Source organism: Bradyrhizobium sp. USDA 4504 (assembly GCF_054063995.1).
On sequence record NZ_JBSSGV010000001.1, the window covers coordinates 5665036 to 5680992 of the forward strand.

General features: G+C 60.2%; 8 protein-coding genes. 3 read left to right on the forward strand and 5 right to left on the reverse strand.

Features of this window, described 5'->3' with window-relative positions:
* Positions 1 to 1252 precede the first annotated feature (1252 nt).
* The 3 genes from ACVMB1_RS26595 to ACVMB1_RS26605 are packed head-to-tail and all read left to right on the forward strand — an operon-like array spanning position 1253 to position 10421.
* Positions 1253 to 5140 carry an AAA family ATPase gene (locus ACVMB1_RS26595; RefSeq protein WP_076826865.1) on the forward strand — a complete coding sequence of 1296 codons (3888 nt, stop codon included), beginning with the start codon at positions 1253 to 1255 and terminating at the stop codon, positions 5138 to 5140.
* Entirely contained in the window at positions 5137 to 7350 is a 2214-nt protein-coding gene (locus tag ACVMB1_RS26600; RefSeq protein WP_158074183.1) for an NAD(P)-binding protein, read from the forward strand. Before ACVMB1_RS26595 ends, ACVMB1_RS26600 begins: the two co-directional genes overlap by 4 nt.
* 11 nt (positions 7351 to 7361) lie before the next feature.
* Complete coding sequence (locus ACVMB1_RS26605; RefSeq protein ID WP_158074182.1) at positions 7362 to 10421, forward strand: NAD(P)-binding protein; 3060 nt, start codon at positions 7362 to 7364, stop codon at positions 10419 to 10421.
* 669 nt (positions 10422 to 11090) lie between these two features.
* Here ACVMB1_RS26605 and ACVMB1_RS26610 read toward each other — a convergent pair.
* The 5 genes from ACVMB1_RS26610 to ACVMB1_RS26630 form a co-directional block, all read right to left on the reverse strand.
* Positions 11091 to 12014: an intradiol ring-cleavage dioxygenase gene (locus tag ACVMB1_RS26610; RefSeq protein ID WP_076826860.1), complete on the reverse strand. Its 924-nt coding sequence runs from the start codon at positions 12012 to 12014 to the stop codon at positions 11091 to 11093.
* Positions 12015 to 12066: 52 nt separating this feature from the next.
* On the reverse strand, positions 12067 to 13134 hold the full coding sequence (locus tag ACVMB1_RS26615) for a maleylacetate reductase (protein WP_076826858.1): 1068 nt from the start codon (positions 13132 to 13134) through the stop codon (positions 12067 to 12069).
* Positions 13135 to 13359: 225 nt separating this feature from the next.
* Positions 13360 to 14940 (reverse strand): 4-hydroxyphenylacetate 3-hydroxylase family protein, encoded by a 1581-nt coding sequence (locus ACVMB1_RS26620; protein WP_076826856.1) that lies wholly within the window; start codon positions 14938 to 14940, stop codon positions 13360 to 13362.
* A 12-nt stretch (positions 14941 to 14952) separates the two neighbouring features.
* Positions 14953 to 15357, reverse strand: a complete 405-nt coding sequence (locus ACVMB1_RS26625) for a nuclear transport factor 2 family protein (protein WP_076826854.1) — start codon at positions 15355 to 15357, stop codon at positions 14953 to 14955.
* Positions 15354 to 15932 (reverse strand): flavin reductase family protein, encoded by a 579-nt coding sequence (locus tag ACVMB1_RS26630; RefSeq protein ID WP_456849365.1) that lies wholly within the window; start codon positions 15930 to 15932, stop codon positions 15354 to 15356. Before ACVMB1_RS26630 ends, ACVMB1_RS26625 begins: the two co-directional genes overlap by 4 nt.
* Positions 15933 to 15957 lie beyond the last annotated feature (25 nt).

The following is a 15957-nucleotide window of genomic DNA, read 5'->3' on the forward strand; positions in this document are numbered from 1 at the left end:
CGATTCAACAAAATCGCAAGCATCGGCATGAGCTGCGAGGCAGCGACAAATGACACCATAACGCTCAGGATACCAGAGTTTCGGCACCATCGAGGCGTTCGCGAAGACACCCGCTGGCGTGCGCATGGTCTTTACGAAGAATGGAGCCCGGTTGGATGCTGAAGCCTCGCTTGCGGTTGTGGCGGTGGGTTGGGTCGCAGACACGAAGCGGCTGAACGTCGCGGCTAGCCTACCCCACCTACGGTGGGATCTTGGCCCGGGCTGCGGTGATGGCGGCAGGACAGCTCGGCTTGAGCATAGGCTGGCAAGCGCACCGGTTCGAGAATGTATCGCCTGCGACCCGCCAGTCGGGAGAGGTCGGGGAGCGTCGGTGACCTTCACGGTCGCCCGTCGCAAGGGAGATTTCCGCAAATCTCGGCAAGTATCGAGACGTTCGAACGGCCCACGGACACGGGCTAGCCGTCCCGACCAGTAAGCCGATCCTGGTCAACCCACAGCACTGAAAACCATCCAATCCCTGCAGTCGGGCAGCACCCCGCGACGGGCAGAATGGTTAATCCGTTTTGTTCGCGGTGATATCCCTTTCAGCGACGAACACGGTAGCCACCGCAACGAAAACGCTAGGCAATGGCGGCATTGGCGGGGTTATCAAGTCCATGCCATTGAATTTGCTTGGGATATCCCTCCTGCCGGGATCGCCCCGTCATTTCCCGGCCCAGTGTTTTCAATAGGTTGAGCCTCAATTTGGAAGTCGAGCTTGTTCAGAAGGCGCAGCCTCATGAAGACTGGAACGAAAGCAAGGTGTCGAAAGCCAAGAGAGCCAGTGACGGTCCTTTGGCGCGCGTTCGCGCCGCCTCATGCGCACGGCTCGGCCGGCCCGTCATGTGCACGTCGACATGCGTGTGAGTGACAAGGTCATCGCCTGTGGTCGCGTTCTTTCCGGATCACGAACGGACCCGAAGTTTGACGATCATTGTGAACCACCCCACAGCCCGGATGCGGCCGAAGTGATAAAAGGCATTTTAGACATTGGACAAGACCGCTGACGGTCTCCGGCGGTCCGAGAACCGCAGGTTTGTTGATTTTCTCTCCAAGACAGGGTTCCATTCCGGCTCCATTGAGCCGAGGTCCTGCAATGCCTGCCGGAGCTGTCGCGAGGGAGCAAGCCGCCCACACGCCAAAATGGGTGAATGCACGCCTCCGGTCTCAAGAGTGGTCAAACAACCCCCGCGCGGACGCCCGGACCGCGGCAGTGCTGCTTATCGACATTGCCGGCTTCACAGCGAAGACCGACCGCGCTGCCGGCGACGGCGCTGAAAGCCTTACCTACTTCATCAACGATTGCTTTGCGATACTGGCCGACGTGATTGATTCCGAGGGAGGCGACATCGTCGCTTTCGCCGGTGACGCCATTCTCGCGATTTGGGTCGATCCGGACGCTGCCGTCGCTACCGCGCAGGCCGTGCGCTGCGGCCTTGCGCTGCGACAGGCCATGACCGCCGGGCCGGGCCGAGAAGCGATCAGTGCGCGTACGGCGGTGGAAACCGGCGAAGTGTTCTTCTGCAGGCTCGGCGGCTGGCAGGACAAATGGCACTATGTTGCAGCCGGAGAACCCTTTTACAGCATCGGCCTCGCCTATCAGAAGGCCGCGATCGGCGACATCGCGTTGTGTGCAAACGCCGCGCGGCTGTTGACGGGCTCGTGCGAACTCGAGCCCATGCCCTATGGAGCACGGCTCCTTGGAATGAACGCGCCCGATGCCGTCGCACCGATAGACGGCATTATCTTCGGAAGCCACACGGGCAAGGCCGATGCCAGCGACTGGGTCGGCGAGTTTCGCACGCTCACAGTGGCGCGGGTCGGCCTCCCCGATTTCAATTTTGATGATGATTTCCTGACGAGACTGCAGGCCTTCGTCGTCGACGTCCAGCAAATCGCCGAACGGCTCGAGGGAACCGTTCATCAGGTCCTGATGGACGACAAGGGCCTGACTCTCACGCTCGTCTTCGGATTGGCTCCGCTTGCCCACGAAGACGATCCCTTCAGGGCAGTCGAGGCGTGTCTGCGCCTCCGTCGCCAGCTGGAAGCGAAGGCCATTCCGATTTCTGTCGGCCTGGCGACCGGCCGCCTGTTCTGCAGCAATTATGGCGGCCTCCATCAAAGGACATTCGGGATTTTTGGGCAGGCCATCAATGTGGCCGCGCATTTCGCCGAGGCCGCACAGGGCGACATCGTCTGCGACGCCACGACGGCCCAGGCCGTCGGGCGCAGGATCGTGTTCAATCTGCTGCCACATCTCCAGGTCAAGGGGACGGGCGCATCGATGTTGGCGTTCAGTCCGGCGGCAGTGACCGACGATTTCCATGCTCCACCCCGGCGCACCATCATCGACCGCATCAGCGAAACCGCGATGCTCAGGAGCTGTCTCGACGGTCTGAAGACAGGAACCGGTAAGCTCGTCCTCATTGCAGGCGAAGCCGGTATCGGAAAATCGCGCCTACTCGAAGACTTCATCGGATCGGCGCAGGCCGACAATCACGCCGTCCTGGTTGCAAATGCCACGGCGATCGAAAGATCGACGCCCTATTTCGTGTGGCGCGCCGTATTGCGGCAGATCTTGCAGTTTGAAGGACCGGGCGACGGACCGCGGGTTCGACGCGAATTGTCGGAAGCGCTGCTCGAAAACGAGTCGCTGCTGAATTGGCTTCCGCTGCTCGAAGAAGTCATTCCACTGGGATTTTCCGAATTCGCCTTCACTGAACAGATCGTCGGCTCGGCTCGCGCGAGCGCGATCGAAGAACTCGTGATCTTCATCCTTCGCCGATCGAGCGTTCGCATCCTCCTGATGGAGGACGTCCACTGGTTCGACGGCCCCTCGATCGAACTGCTTGGCGCCGTCGCGCGCCGGCTTTCGGACTTCCTGATCGTGGTTACTCAGCGGACCCAGACGACAGCGATCGCAGAGCAGCGTCTTGTCGTCGAACTCGCCTCATCGCTGCAGTTGCGGCTCGACCGGCTGTCGCGCGACGACGTGCGGCTGTTGGTGAAGCGGCGCCTGAGATCGTCCGAGGTTCCGCCGGAACTGGTGCGATATGTCTACGGTCATGCCAGTGGAAATCCGTTCTTCAGCGAGGAGCTCGCGCTCGCGCTCAGGGACACCGGAAAGATTCAGGTTACGCGGGGGATATGTTCGTTCGATGAACAGAGCCTCGCCGATTCCAGTATCTCGCTCTCGACCAGCGTTGAACGCGCAATCGTCAGCCGGATCGACCTGCTATCGCTCGACGACCAGCTGGTGCTCAAGGCCGCCAGTGCGGTCGGCGACGCCTTCTCCTCCGAGTTGCTGGATCAAATCGTCCCGGAGTTGTCCGCTGCCACCAAGGCGGAATGCATCCGCCGATTGATCGACTTCGACTTCCTGCAACTCGATCGCGAGACGCGGCCACTTTCCTTTGTGTTTAGGCACTCCATAACGATGGAGGTTGCCTATCATGTCTTGTCTTTTGCGCAGCGAAAAACCCTCCATCGGCGGATTGCCGGCTTCATCGAGCAGCATCACGCCGAGGAGCTGCAACCGAATTATGCGCGCCTGGCAAGGCATCTCGAGCTTGGCGGCGAGCCGTTGCGGGCGATCACTTACCTCGAGCTTGCGGCCCAACAGTCGCGCAACAACTCGGCAAATCGCGAAGCGATCCGTTACGTGGAGAAGCTATTCGATCTCACGCAGCGCGAAGCAATCCAGATCGGACGCAGCCGCAAGGCGGCTTGGGAGGTCATCCTCGGTGACGCTTGTCACGAATTGTCGGACTACGAGAGCTCCGCCAACCACTACCACCGCGCGATGGAGTTGCTTGGTCATCGTCTTCCGGCGAGCAAGACCGAACGAATCGGCGCGCTTGTTCGCAACGCCGCAACCCAGTTGAGGTTACGGTATACTTCGTCGAAACAAGTGGCCCTGGCTGAGCAGGACAGGTCCGACATGCAGCGCGTCGCTCATATGCACGAATTTCTGTCGGAGCAGTATTTCTACCAGAATGACTCGCTGGCCGTGCTCAACGGAACGCTGGCCTCGTTGAACCTGGCCGAAAAATGCGGCGCGACCCCGGAGACGATTCGAGGATACAGCGCGCTGGCGCTCGGAATGGGGATGTCCGGCATGGTGGGGATCGGCCGCAGCTACGCGGCGCGCGCGATCCAACTTGCGGAAGGTTACGGCTCGCTGCCCGAGATCGCGCGGGTCCGACTCGTGCTCGGCGTTCTCTCTTATGGCCTAGCCGAATGGGACAATGCCGAGGCGCATGGCGAACATGCAAGACGTTGTTACGAGCGCCTGGGAGACCGAAAGCGTGCGCAGAACAGCGAGACGATGTTGATCTTCATCGCGCTGTTGCGGGGATATATTTCGCTCGCCGACGAGCGGCTTGCCAGGCTGTTCGCGGAACTCTCCGACGATTCCCCGCCGCAGATCCGCGCTTGGAGTCTTTCCTTACGGGCATTGATCGACATCACCCGGGGCGGGGCCGATACGGGATGCCTCGACAAACTGAAAGCGCTGGCGGGCCAGCGGTTGATCCGCACCGAACAATTGCTTTGCACCGGCGTGGCCGCGGCCGGCTACCTCGAGCGCGGCGAGGCCGCGGTCGCCCTGGAGCTTGCGGAACGGGGACTTCCGATCTTGCGCGAATGCGGCGTTGTTTGGGGCGGATATGCCTTCGGGCCGGCAGGAATCGCCGATGTCTTACTGAGCCACTGGGAGCAAGCTTCCGGCGCGGTCTCTTCGAACATTCAAAGCCAGGCGAAGCTGGCGTGCCGGGAGCTTTCCCGGCTCGCTCGAACATCGCCGATCTGCCGTCTCTACAGTCTGTTAATGAACGGCCGATTGTGCTTCCTGACCGGTCGACCGGCGCGGGCGCTCGAGAATTGGAAGCGCGCCGCCGAAGTGGCCGAGCTGCTGCAAACCCCCCGCGAGCAGGCGCAGGCGATCTATCGAATCGGCCTTGCGACCAGCGCGAGCGATCCTGAGCGTGAGTCTCGCCTCCGGCAGGCGGCCGACATCTTTGAACGCCTCGGCGCCGCCAAGGAGCTCGCCGAACTGAAACGTGTCCATCCATCGCCGTCGTCGCAATGGAGACAGGCTTGAGCCAGCGCCGCATCATCATCGTGGGCGGCGGAATGGCGGGACTTTCCGCCGCCTATCAGCTCAGCCTTACATCGGAATTGCGCAAGCAATATCACGTCACGGTCTATCAGCTGGGATGGCGGCTCGGAGGCAAGTGCGCCAGCGGGCGCGATGCGCAGGGCCGCAACATCGAGCATGGCCTGCATATCTGGTTCGGCCACTACCTGAACGCTTTCCAGATGTTGGCCGAAGTTTACCGAGACTTGCCGCGGAAGGGAGCGAAAGTCGATTTGAACACTTTGATTCTCCCACAGGGTTACACGCCGATCGGCGATCCCGATGGGGCCAAGCCGACCGTGTATGACGTCAACTTCCCGACATCGAAGAAAGTCGGTATACCCGGCAGAGAACCGGCTGACCTCAGCATCGCCAATTGTCTGTCGCACGCGATAGGGCTGTTGATCAACTTCCACGACTATGCGCTCGGGTCAGACTCGCCGATCGTCAAGCTCGACGAAGTTTCGATCGAAACGATAAAAATGCGCGACGACCCGCGGTTTCCCCCCTCAAGACTACTCGGTGTGGTGACGGCAAGAACCTGTCTGGAGATTGCCTCGGCATGGCTGTTGCATCTCGACGAAGACATGATCTCGTTTGGCCCCGCGGACATGGAATTAGTCCGCCGGGTGCTTCAGGGCGCTGCCGGCGCCAGTTGTCATATGACCTTTGCGAATACCGCAGCCGGTCACTTGTTCGACCAGGCCTTGCGACTAGCGTGGCCGCTGGTGGACGGCATTTTCGACGACATCGTGATTGAGCAACGATCCATCCAGCAGATGGACGGCGAGGACTTTCGCCGCTGGTTGGTTCGTCATGGCGCCGAGCCCTCACTGGTCAAGCAGTCGCCAATGGTGAGAGCGCTCTACGACACGATGTTTCAGTATCCGGACGGAGACATCGCCAACGCGAGCTACGGCGCAGGAACCGCGGTCCAGGTCCTGCTTCGAGCACTCGGAACCTATCAAGGAGCCGTGGCGTGGGAGCTGCAGGCCGGTGCAGGCGAAGTGATCGTCGCTCCCCTGTTCGAGATACTCAAGCAGCGAGACGTCGAGTTTCGGTTCTTTCACAAACTGACCGACATCAGGGTCTCGTCGGATGGGCGATCTGTCGATTTACTGCACTTTGACGTGCAGGCGATACCGAAGTCCGGCTATGAATGGACCGTGCCGATTGGCGATGGACTGTTCGGCTGGAGCAGCCAACCCGACTGGCTTCACCTCGACGTGCCCCCGAACGGCTGCGTTGATTTTGAATCGTTCTGGTGCAACGAGCGGGTCGGCACCGACGTAAAGACACGCGTCGACGATTTCGACGATGTCGTCCTGGCGATACCGCTCGGCGCTTTCAAGAAGTTCACGGGCAACAAAAGTGTCGAGCGACCGCCCGGACCAGGCCTATCTGCTATTGAAGCAATGCACGAGCCGTTCGACGACCTTTACAACTACAGCACCGGCTTCTGGAATATGGCGGCAAAGCTTCGCCTGGTGCCCAGCATCGCAGTTCAGCTCTGGAGCACGCGCTCGCTTGCCGACCTCGGCTGGTCCGGACAAAAGCCCGCGCTGGTGTCAGGCCCCAATCCTCTCGACATCTGGGCGGACATGTTCCAGCTCCTGCGGTATGAGCGCCGCGCCCCTCCTCCCTACTCGCTTCACTACCTCTGTGACGTCTTCCCTTCGAAATTGTACGCAGCGCCGCAGACAAGCCGGCATGCCCAGGAGATGGCAAATCTGCTCGCCTATCTCAAGACGCTGGATTGGCTCGAGCACAAGGCTAAATTCATCTGGCCGAAGGTGATGACGAACGGTGCGTTTGACTGGACCGTGCTTTACGACGATCAGGATCGCCACGGCTATCGCCGGATCAGGGCGCAGCACGTCAAAGCCAATATCAGTCCCTGGGACTGCTGTGTCGCGACCGCGGCCGGCACCAGCGCCTGGCGCCTGAAGACCGACGAGTCCGGCTTCAAGCACCTGTACCTCGCCGGAACCTGGATCGACACCGGCTTCAACACCGAATGCGTTGAAACAGCCGTGATCTCGGGAATGCAGGCGGCGCGCGCGATCACCGGCGCAGAGCTCGAAATTCCCGGCGAGCGTTTCCTTCACGCTACCCGACAATTTGTGTCTCTCTGTGATGTTATGCGCAGCTGCGCGCCCGCTCCCGCTGAATGAGGATCGGCCGCATGGCGCTCAGAAAGATTGCAATCCTGGGAGGCGGTGTCGCGGCGCTCAGCGCGGCGTTCGAGCTGACGGAGCAAGATCCGCAGCATCAACTGTTCGACATCACCGTCTACACGATCGGCTGGCGGCTTGGCGGCAAGGGAGCGGTCGGCCGCGACAAGGAAAAAGGATATCGCGCCGAAGAACACGGACTTCATGTCTGGACCGGTTTCTACGATAACGCATTCGAACTGGTCGACCGGCTTTATGCCGCGATGAACGATCTCGATCTCAGCCCGCCGTTCGGATCACGCGAGAACGCCTTCGAGGGCCTCGATCGATCCGTGCTCATGGAGCCGTTCAATTCCGGTTGGACTTCATGGACTATCGGCATTCCACCCCATGAAGGTATTCCCGGCACACCGCGTCCCGCAGTCTCGCTCGTCGATTTTCTGCGCTCCCTGCTCGAATGCTCGGTGCAGCAGAGCCAGTCGATCGCTGGTTTCACCGACCAATGGCCGGCGGGGACCCAGCACTCCGCCGTGGCGGCCGGAACAACCGACGGTCCGTTCAGAACGGCGCGGGCGAAGATCGATATCCTGCCGCAGGATCCCAGGGCGGTCAGCCCGAGTGACGCCGCCGAACTACAGACGATACTAAGGCATGCGCGGACTCAGCTCTGCGACAAGCCGCCATCAGCTGCGATGTCTCGCGACCCGCGCGAGATCGTGGCGGAGGTCGCTCTGACGATCGCGATCGGCATGTTGAGCGACGGCGTGCTGTGGCAGGGCTTCGACTGCATCGACCATCAGGAGTGGACCGATTGGATGAGGTCGAACGGTTGCTCGGATTCGACGCTGGATTCCGCCATTATCCGTGGCTGCTATGATTATGTGTTCGGGTTCTTCGGTAGCCGCCACACGCATGAATACGGGAATGTCATTCCCTGCAGGAACGTGGCGGCAGGCACCGGCACCCGCATCCTGTTGAAGCTGCTCTTCACATATCGCGGGTCGTTCTTCTACCTTCTCAAGGCGACCATGGGCGAGCTGCTGTTCGCTCCGCTCTACCAGGTCCTCACGAAACGCCATGTCAAATTCGAATTCTTTACCAAGGTCGAGCACATCGGACTGTCTCAAGACAAAGCTTCGATCGAGTTCATCGACACCACCGTGCAGGCGACCACCCACTCCGGCAATTCTTACGATCCGCTGATCTGGATCGGCGCAGACGGCACAATCCCGAGCTGGCCTTCCCATCCAGACTACTGTCAGCTGGTCCAAGGACAGGATCTGCGGGACCAAAGAATAGACCTGGAATCGGCGTGGACGAAGTGGCCCGGCGTCGCCCCTCCCCGAAAGCTGCGGCGAGGGAGGGATTTCGACGATGTCGTGCTCGGCATCGGCATCGGCGCATTTTGCACGATATGCAGCGACCTGATCTGCCACACGCCCGGCTGGCGAGAGATGGTCGATGCCATCAAGACGACGGCGACGGTAGCCTTTCAGGCATGGACAAGCGTCGGCATGCGAGAGCTCGGTTGCAAGCAGGATCGAACGGCTCTTTCGGGATTCGTATTGCCGCTCGATACCTGGGCCGACCTCAGCCTGATGTTGCCACTGGAAAAATGGCCTCAATCGCCTCCCAAGGGGTTGGCATATTTCGTTGGCTCCCTGGTCGACGATCCCCTGCATCCGCCGCCCCCGTTCTGCAAACACAGTTATCCGGCCAGGATGCTCGCGCGGCAAAGGCGAAGGATGCTGCACTGGGTCGAGAGCAACCTTCACTTCCTATGGCCCGGAATTGAAGGCCCCGGCCATGCCATTCGTTGGGAGCGATTCTTCGACTATCGTGCTTATTCCCCCCCGACTCGAAGGCGGTTCTTCGCGCAATATCCGAGGGTGAACATCAATCCCTCGGACCGATATGTGCTATCGGTTCCCGGCAGCGTGTTCAAACGCATGGAGGCCGGCAAGTCGGGGGTCGACAATCTCTTTCTCGCCGGCGACTGGGTTCGTACCGGTATTAATGCGGGTTGTATTGAAGCATCGGTCATGGCGGGCCGCGCCGCGGCAGCCGCAATTGCAGGAGTAGATATTGCCATGCCAAACGCCAACGACTTCAACGACGTTTCGCTGCCAACCGCCTTGTTGCCGGCATTGGACCTGTTGCGCAAGCTTGCCACTAACGCCGTCGCCGGTACCGGCGAAATCGAGGCGTTTTGCGTCGTCCAACAACGGCCGCGCTGCGAACTCGAGAAGATGCTACCCGATGGGCTGACACTCCTCGAACCTCCAGCGCCCCACAGCACGATCAAGACAGCGCATCACGGCACGTCGTCCGATGCAGAGGGCAAGACGGAAAAGACACCGGAGATTATTCCCGAGCCACCGCATCATGTCGTCCTGATCTTTGCCCGGCAACGCAACGTGCGTCCGGGACCACTACCCTTCGGCGGCGCGCACTACCTCGAAATCGCCCAGCTGATTCCCGACGTTGTCCATAAGAACGCACCTTCATTGCAGAACGTCCTGTTCAGCTACATGCCGCATTTGTTCGTGAGCTCGCTGGCAGCCACGTTGATCGGTCAGAATTTTTACGGCTTCAACAAACAGGTCGCACGAATCCAGGATGATAATGACTCCTTCTCCATGCGAAGCTCATCCGGCACCATAAGAACCTGGTTCGAGCGCGACGGCGTGCCCGGTGGCATCGACAGCTATCTCGTCATCAAGCAACTCCGCGACAAACTGGATCAGCCTCTGGTCGGCGTCCAGCCGGATGGCAATTTCATCTACTCGATGCTGAAATACGGTCTTGGCGGTGCGGTCGTTCAACCCATCAAGGGCAAGATCGCGCTATCCTCGCCTTTCGCCCATAAGGCAGAGGAGATCGAACTCGCACCGATCTCAAAGCCACCGCAAAAGGACGACTCTTGGGGATTCCGGTTCATCGCGCCTTGGACGCTCAGCCTGCCCTTCAACTTTCCGGCCGGGCAGCCGAGTTCGAGCGCAAGAAATCTGGCGAGGGCCACCGGCGAGTACAGCACGGCATTGCTGGGCCGTATCTTGGTACGACGCTGACGGCCGGAAAGCTTGGCGCCACTAATTCGCTCAATGGTCGCCAAGACACCGCACTTGTACGAAGGTCTTAGAATGACGACCGCCATCAAAACGGCGAGAGTCGACCATGATGATGCAGCGCCCCCGACCCGACAGCTGAACGCCAGGCAGCCTTTCCCTCGTTACTCGTGCCGTGGCCGCAGAGCGAGCTGGCCCCCGAGTTGGCGGACCGCGTGGAAGGCACCATCCCTTTGGAGGCTGGATAAGGCGGTGAACCGCGACGTTATGACGAATGCCGCATGGTAGCGGGGGAGCGCTACCGCCTTTCCGCACAGCCAGAAAACCTACGGTACCTTCTGAAATCTTTCGCCTAAAGCCGCCTCGACGCGACCTCCTATCGCGCTAAGATGATCGAGAAGCCGGTCTCCATTCAGATTGGAAGTCTTCGAATCTCGGCAATGTTTTCTGGTGCTATTCCGATATTTTGCAGCCTTTCGGGCTATTGAGATCATTAGATAATTTTGCTTTGTCGGAATGGGCCACGCGTGCCGGCAACAGGGATCGGACGATGGACCGCCAGTCTCGCCGGGCGCGCTGAGCCCTGCGTGGCGCCTATGCTCATCTTGGCAGCCCAACACTAGTGAGTAGCTGCTCGACGCTACGGTCGAGAGAGCTGAGCGGCGAACGCACTCAGGTTTGTGCGCCGGGAACTCTCGAGACCTTCGTTGACTCCAAGGATTGTGAGCTTTTCGCAGCCCTCTTCAGACCGAAATTGTGGTTTAGGTAGTAGTACTTTCTATTGGTGGCCCGACCGTCGCCTTCGTCGCTGGGGTTACGAAGCACGAATTCCCGGACCAGATCGTCCTTCACGCCGAAGACGACATCGGAATCGAGGTACTGGTCGCCTGCGACGAAGATGTGCGTCACTAATTGCTCGAAGCCCGGGGCGGAAATCATGAAATGCACGTGTGCCGGCCGCCAAGGATGCCGGCCCTGTGCCTTTAGCATTTCGCCGACTGGGCCGTCGTGCGGTATCGGATAGGCTGCCGGCTTGATCGACCAAAAATTAAATCGACCACTGGCGTCGGTGCGGAAGCGGGCCCTCATCGCCAGCCCCCCGATCTCACCGAGTTGCTGCACGTCGTAATTACCATCGTCGTCGGAATGCCAGACATCGACCGATGCGCCGGCAAGGGGGAGACCGTCGACGGTCGAGACCGAGCCCGTGACGAAAAGCGGATCGCCTTCGACGCCGTTGGAGATGTCCTCCCCCAATTTCCCTTCTGGAGCGTCCTGAACGAAGAACGGGCCGAGCACCGTGCTTTCCGTCGCGCCGGGCACCGAAGAAACATTGATCGCGTCGACCAGCATCGAGACGCCCAGAGTATCCGAGAGCAGAATGAACTCCTGGCGTTTGTCGTCGCACATTTGACCGGTCCTCGTGAGGAAGTCGATGCCGTATTCCCATTCCTTTTGGGTGGGACGCACCTCGCGTACAAACGCATGGAGATGTCGCACCAGGGCCTCGCTGATCTCTCGAATGCGGGCATTCGTTGCGCCCTGCAGTCGCTCAAGCACCGCATCAGTGATCGTATCTTCGTTGAAGTTGCGCATTATCACTCCGTGGGTTGAGTTCGCTTTGTTTGGCGGAAGAGAGCATCGTCTCCTAAGGTACGGCAGGCGGTTCGCCTGCCCAAGCGCGGGCGATAAGGTCTCGGATTGCGTCGCGCTCGAGAGAACGGGGATTCCAATAGGCGTCGACTATCGCAAGGTCCGCCGCACGGTCGATACCATCTTCCGGCATACCGATCTCGCGCAACCCGCGCTTCGTGCCTAGTCGCCGGCTTAGATCGAATAACCCGGCGGCTGCGTTGTTCGCGTCTACTGCCTTGGCGATGCGAGCCGCGGCGTCGGGGGCTGCCGCCGCATTATAGGCCAGCGCATGCGGGAGAACGATGGCGTGCATTTCCGAATGCGGAAGATCGAACCGACCACCGAGCACGTGACAAAGCTTGTGATGCAGTGCCATTCCGACGGTACCGAGACAAACCCCGCAAAACCATGCGCCGTAGAGTGCTTCGGTGCGCGCGTCGTGATCGTCGCTTGTGACGGCAATCACGGGCAGCGCATGTGCAAGGGCACGGATGCCCTCTTCCGCCATCAGCGAGATCACGGGATTGGCCTCTTGAGCATAGAGCGCCTCCGCGGCATGGGCGATCGCATTGATGCCCGAAGTCGCGGCAAGCTTAGCAGGTAAGGTCATCGTCAGGTCGACGTCGTAGACAACCGTTTCCGGCAGCACGGCCGCACTGCGTAGGGCTGTCTTCCGTCCATCGCGGGTTTCTCCGAGAATCGGAGTCATTTCGGAGCCCGCATAAGTGGTGGGAATGCAGAGCTGATTGACGCCGGTGCGCAACGCTAACGCCTTGCCGAGGCCGATGGTCGATCCGCCGCCGAGCGAAATGACACAGTCCGCCTGGCACGTCCTCAGCGCGGTCAATGCCCGCTCTGTCACCTCGACCGGCGTATGCATCGTGGCGTCGGAGAATATGCCGGCACAGAGCGACCCAAGCTCGTCCGCGAGCGAGACGCCCTGCGTCATTTGTTGCGAACTGGTCAACACCAGAGCTCGTTTGCCACCGAGGCGTCTGACCTCGGCGTTGACGGTACCCAGCGTGCCACTGCCGAAGACAACGCGACACGGAAGACTTTCGTACGTGAATGATCCGATCATGCCAGCACTGTTCTTATGAGAGCGTAGGTTGGCAGCCCGATCCGTGGGTCGCTCAAGTTCGAGGGCATCGCAGCGGTTGCCGCGGCGCCTTGCAAATCCGTATCGAGTAGATTCAAGTCCGAAATGTGAGGGGTTGGTCGATGGCGGAGCGCTGCCACCTGCCGGCCTCTCACTGAAGAGAGCCCTCGACGCTCGGGCTTTCGCCCGAGCTCTTCAGGATGTTTTCTACTCGGCGGCCGTCGACATATAACCGTCGCGCTGGTCCTGCGCCTTGACGTATTCGGGTTGGAAGCGCACATTGGCGTAGTGCGAGTTCTTCTGTGCCTCTGCAGCTCGCTTGCCGAGTTCTGCCGTATCGCCGAAGCCGAGAACCTGCCGAGCCAACTCGGTCAATGGACCGTCTACCTGGTACTCCGTACGCTGCATCGTGAGCAGATTGATGAGGTAGAGCGGCGTTCCATTGAACTTCTCAAACATCTCGTGCCTGTTGCCCCATTCGGTCAGGAACCGCTCGCTGATCTGACGGAAGATCTTGATGCGGTCGTACGCGCTGATCTCGGCACCGCGCAAAGCCTCGGAAAGCTTCGGACCGATGTAGGGGTCCTCCAGCTCTTTTCTCGACGGTTGGATCACGACGCCGCGGCCGCAGAAATCGATGAGCAAGTTGACCATCTTGTTCTGATTTTCAAGATAATAGGCACGGCCGAAGTCGATGTAGATGTTGTTCGGCTTGAAAAGACCGCCGGGTGTCGCGAAGCCGGTTTCTTCGGCGGCGATCATGAATGCACGGCACGTCTCGCGGAAGCGGATGAGTTCAGCGAGCTGGGCCTGTACGACCGGATTGGTGCTGGTACCCAGCGATTGCGTTAGGAGCAGCGCGAGACCAACCATCAGTTCGGCGTGGACGCAATGCCGGATCTGAGTCTCGAGATGCACCCAGTCGAACTGCCGCTGCGGATACCACTTGGCATGATCGGGATTACCGACGTGTTGGACGCGGTCCCAGGGAATCAGGACATCGTCGAAGTACACCATCGCATCCAATTCGTCTCCGATCGTGGCCAAGGGACGATCGTACGGATCGGCATCTGGCTGAGCGTTCGATTTACGGGCGACGACCGAGATGCCCTTCGTGGCGATCGGTACCAGCGCGTAAACGGTCTGCTCGGGCGTCTGACCGGGGCGCCAGAGGTTTCCAATGAGGAGGTGGTTGACGAACGGAACGGAGGTGCCGATCGCCTTCCAGCCTCGCACCAGAATGCCGTCATCGCGCTCTTCGATGATCTTGAGCATCGGCGTCTCGGCCATCGCATTTTCGCGGCCGCGATCGAACTGCACGTCGAGGAACATCGGCGAGATGGCCAGATCCTGCGAAGTCACTTCTTCCCACTGCCGTTGGATGTTGCCGGAGAGATCGCGCTTCTTTCCGGAGAAGCGGGAGTTTTCCGACCAGGGCTTCTGATCGTCCACCTGGGTAAACATCACGACGTTCATGCCGGCAGGCGGCCTGGTGAAGATGCCGCCCTTGAAATGGCGGCAGAGGAAGTCGCAGTATTGCCGGCGCTTGACGACGTCCTCTTTGCTGCGCGGTAGGAACCAATGCATCGACTGGCGGTTACCGTGCTTGTCGATGAAGGTCGCAATTTCCTGGTTCTTCGGATCGAGGTGGAGATCGTAATATCCGGCGATGGCTTGGGCATAGCCCTTAGTCGCAGGGTGAGTCGTGACGTCCTCGATCAGTTCGCCTCCGACATAGACTTTCCGGCCGTCGCGGAGCGACTCCAGGTATTCCTTCCCGCTTCTCATTTCTATTCTCCGTTAGACATGGTTGAGTTGACGTTGAAAAGTATCTGCATCCCAGTAGTCCTCGCTCCGGTGAATGAGGCCGTCGCGGATTACCAACAAATGCACGCCGCGAAGTGAAATCGCCTGCTCGCGCGGCGCGATCGGTCCCATCTGGCTCTTGAGCGTCGCCTTCAGGAGGTAGCTCATCATGGCGACACCGTTCGCACCGACGGCACGCCGTTCCGGTGTCCAGGAAGCGTCGGGAAACCAGCCGAAGAAGCGCTCCAGGCCCGTCGCTATTTCCTTCGGACCTTGTTTGACCTTGCGTTGCGCAATCTCCTCGTGACTGGCGTCGGGCGCATAAAGAGCCGCGACCGCTGCGGCATCGCGGGCGTTGTGGGCTTCGTAGAATCGTTCGACGACCTTCTCGATACTCATGCAGACGCCCCTGCGGATGCGAGGTCCAACGCGACTGTCTTCAAGTAACGGCCCTGCCCGTACAGCAGGGGACGAAGCGACGTAGGCGCCAAGATCGTGCGGATCGCACCGATCACGACGACATGGGTCCCTATCCGTTGGATTTCGGAGGCGTCGCAATCGAACGTTGCGATCGCCTCACGCAGCACGGGTGTAAAAGATGGGACGGGAAGCTCGTCCGCGGGCACGACATAGCCGTCGAGGTACTTCGAAGCACCGGGCTGTGCGCAACGTTGAGAGAGTCCGGCTTGAGCTTCACTGAGCAGATTGAGCGAGAACTTCCGGTCTCTCTCGATGTCCGCGGCCGTGACCGTCTTCGCGTTGATGCAGACCAGAAGGGTCGGTGGCTCCATGCAGACGGGCGTGTACGCGCTCACCGTCATTCCCCACGGCCGTTCTTCCCGAAGCGTGCCAACAACGGCGACGCCTCCCACGATCCGACGCATCACCGTGCGGAAAGCATCGGGTCGCGGACCGGAAGCGAGATCCCAAAGCGCAGCGCGCGCACTAACGCCCATCTCCAAACGATGTCTCATCGTATAGCCTCCCATCGCAGCCTCG

Coding starts and splice junctions, on each gene's coding strand:
- ACVMB1_RS26605 (WP_158074182.1), top strand. CDS start 7,362: ATGGCGCTCAGAAAGATTGCAATCCTGGGAGGCGGTGTCGCGGCGCTC.
- ACVMB1_RS26610 (WP_076826860.1), bottom strand. CDS start 12,014: ATGCGCAACTTCAACGAAGATACGATCACTGATGCGGTGCTTGAGCGA.
- ACVMB1_RS26615 (WP_076826858.1), bottom strand. CDS start 13,134: ATGATCGGATCATTCACGTACGAAAGTCTTCCGTGTCGCGTTGTCTTC.
- ACVMB1_RS26620 (WP_076826856.1), bottom strand. CDS start 14,940: ATGAGAAGCGGGAAGGAATACCTGGAGTCGCTCCGCGACGGCCGGAAA.
- ACVMB1_RS26625 (WP_076826854.1), bottom strand. CDS start 15,357: ATGAGTATCGAGAAGGTCGTCGAACGATTCTACGAAGCCCACAACGCC.
- ACVMB1_RS26630 (WP_456849365.1), bottom strand. CDS start 15,932: ATGAGACATCGTTTGGAGATGGGCGTTAGTGCGCGCGCTGCGCTTTGG.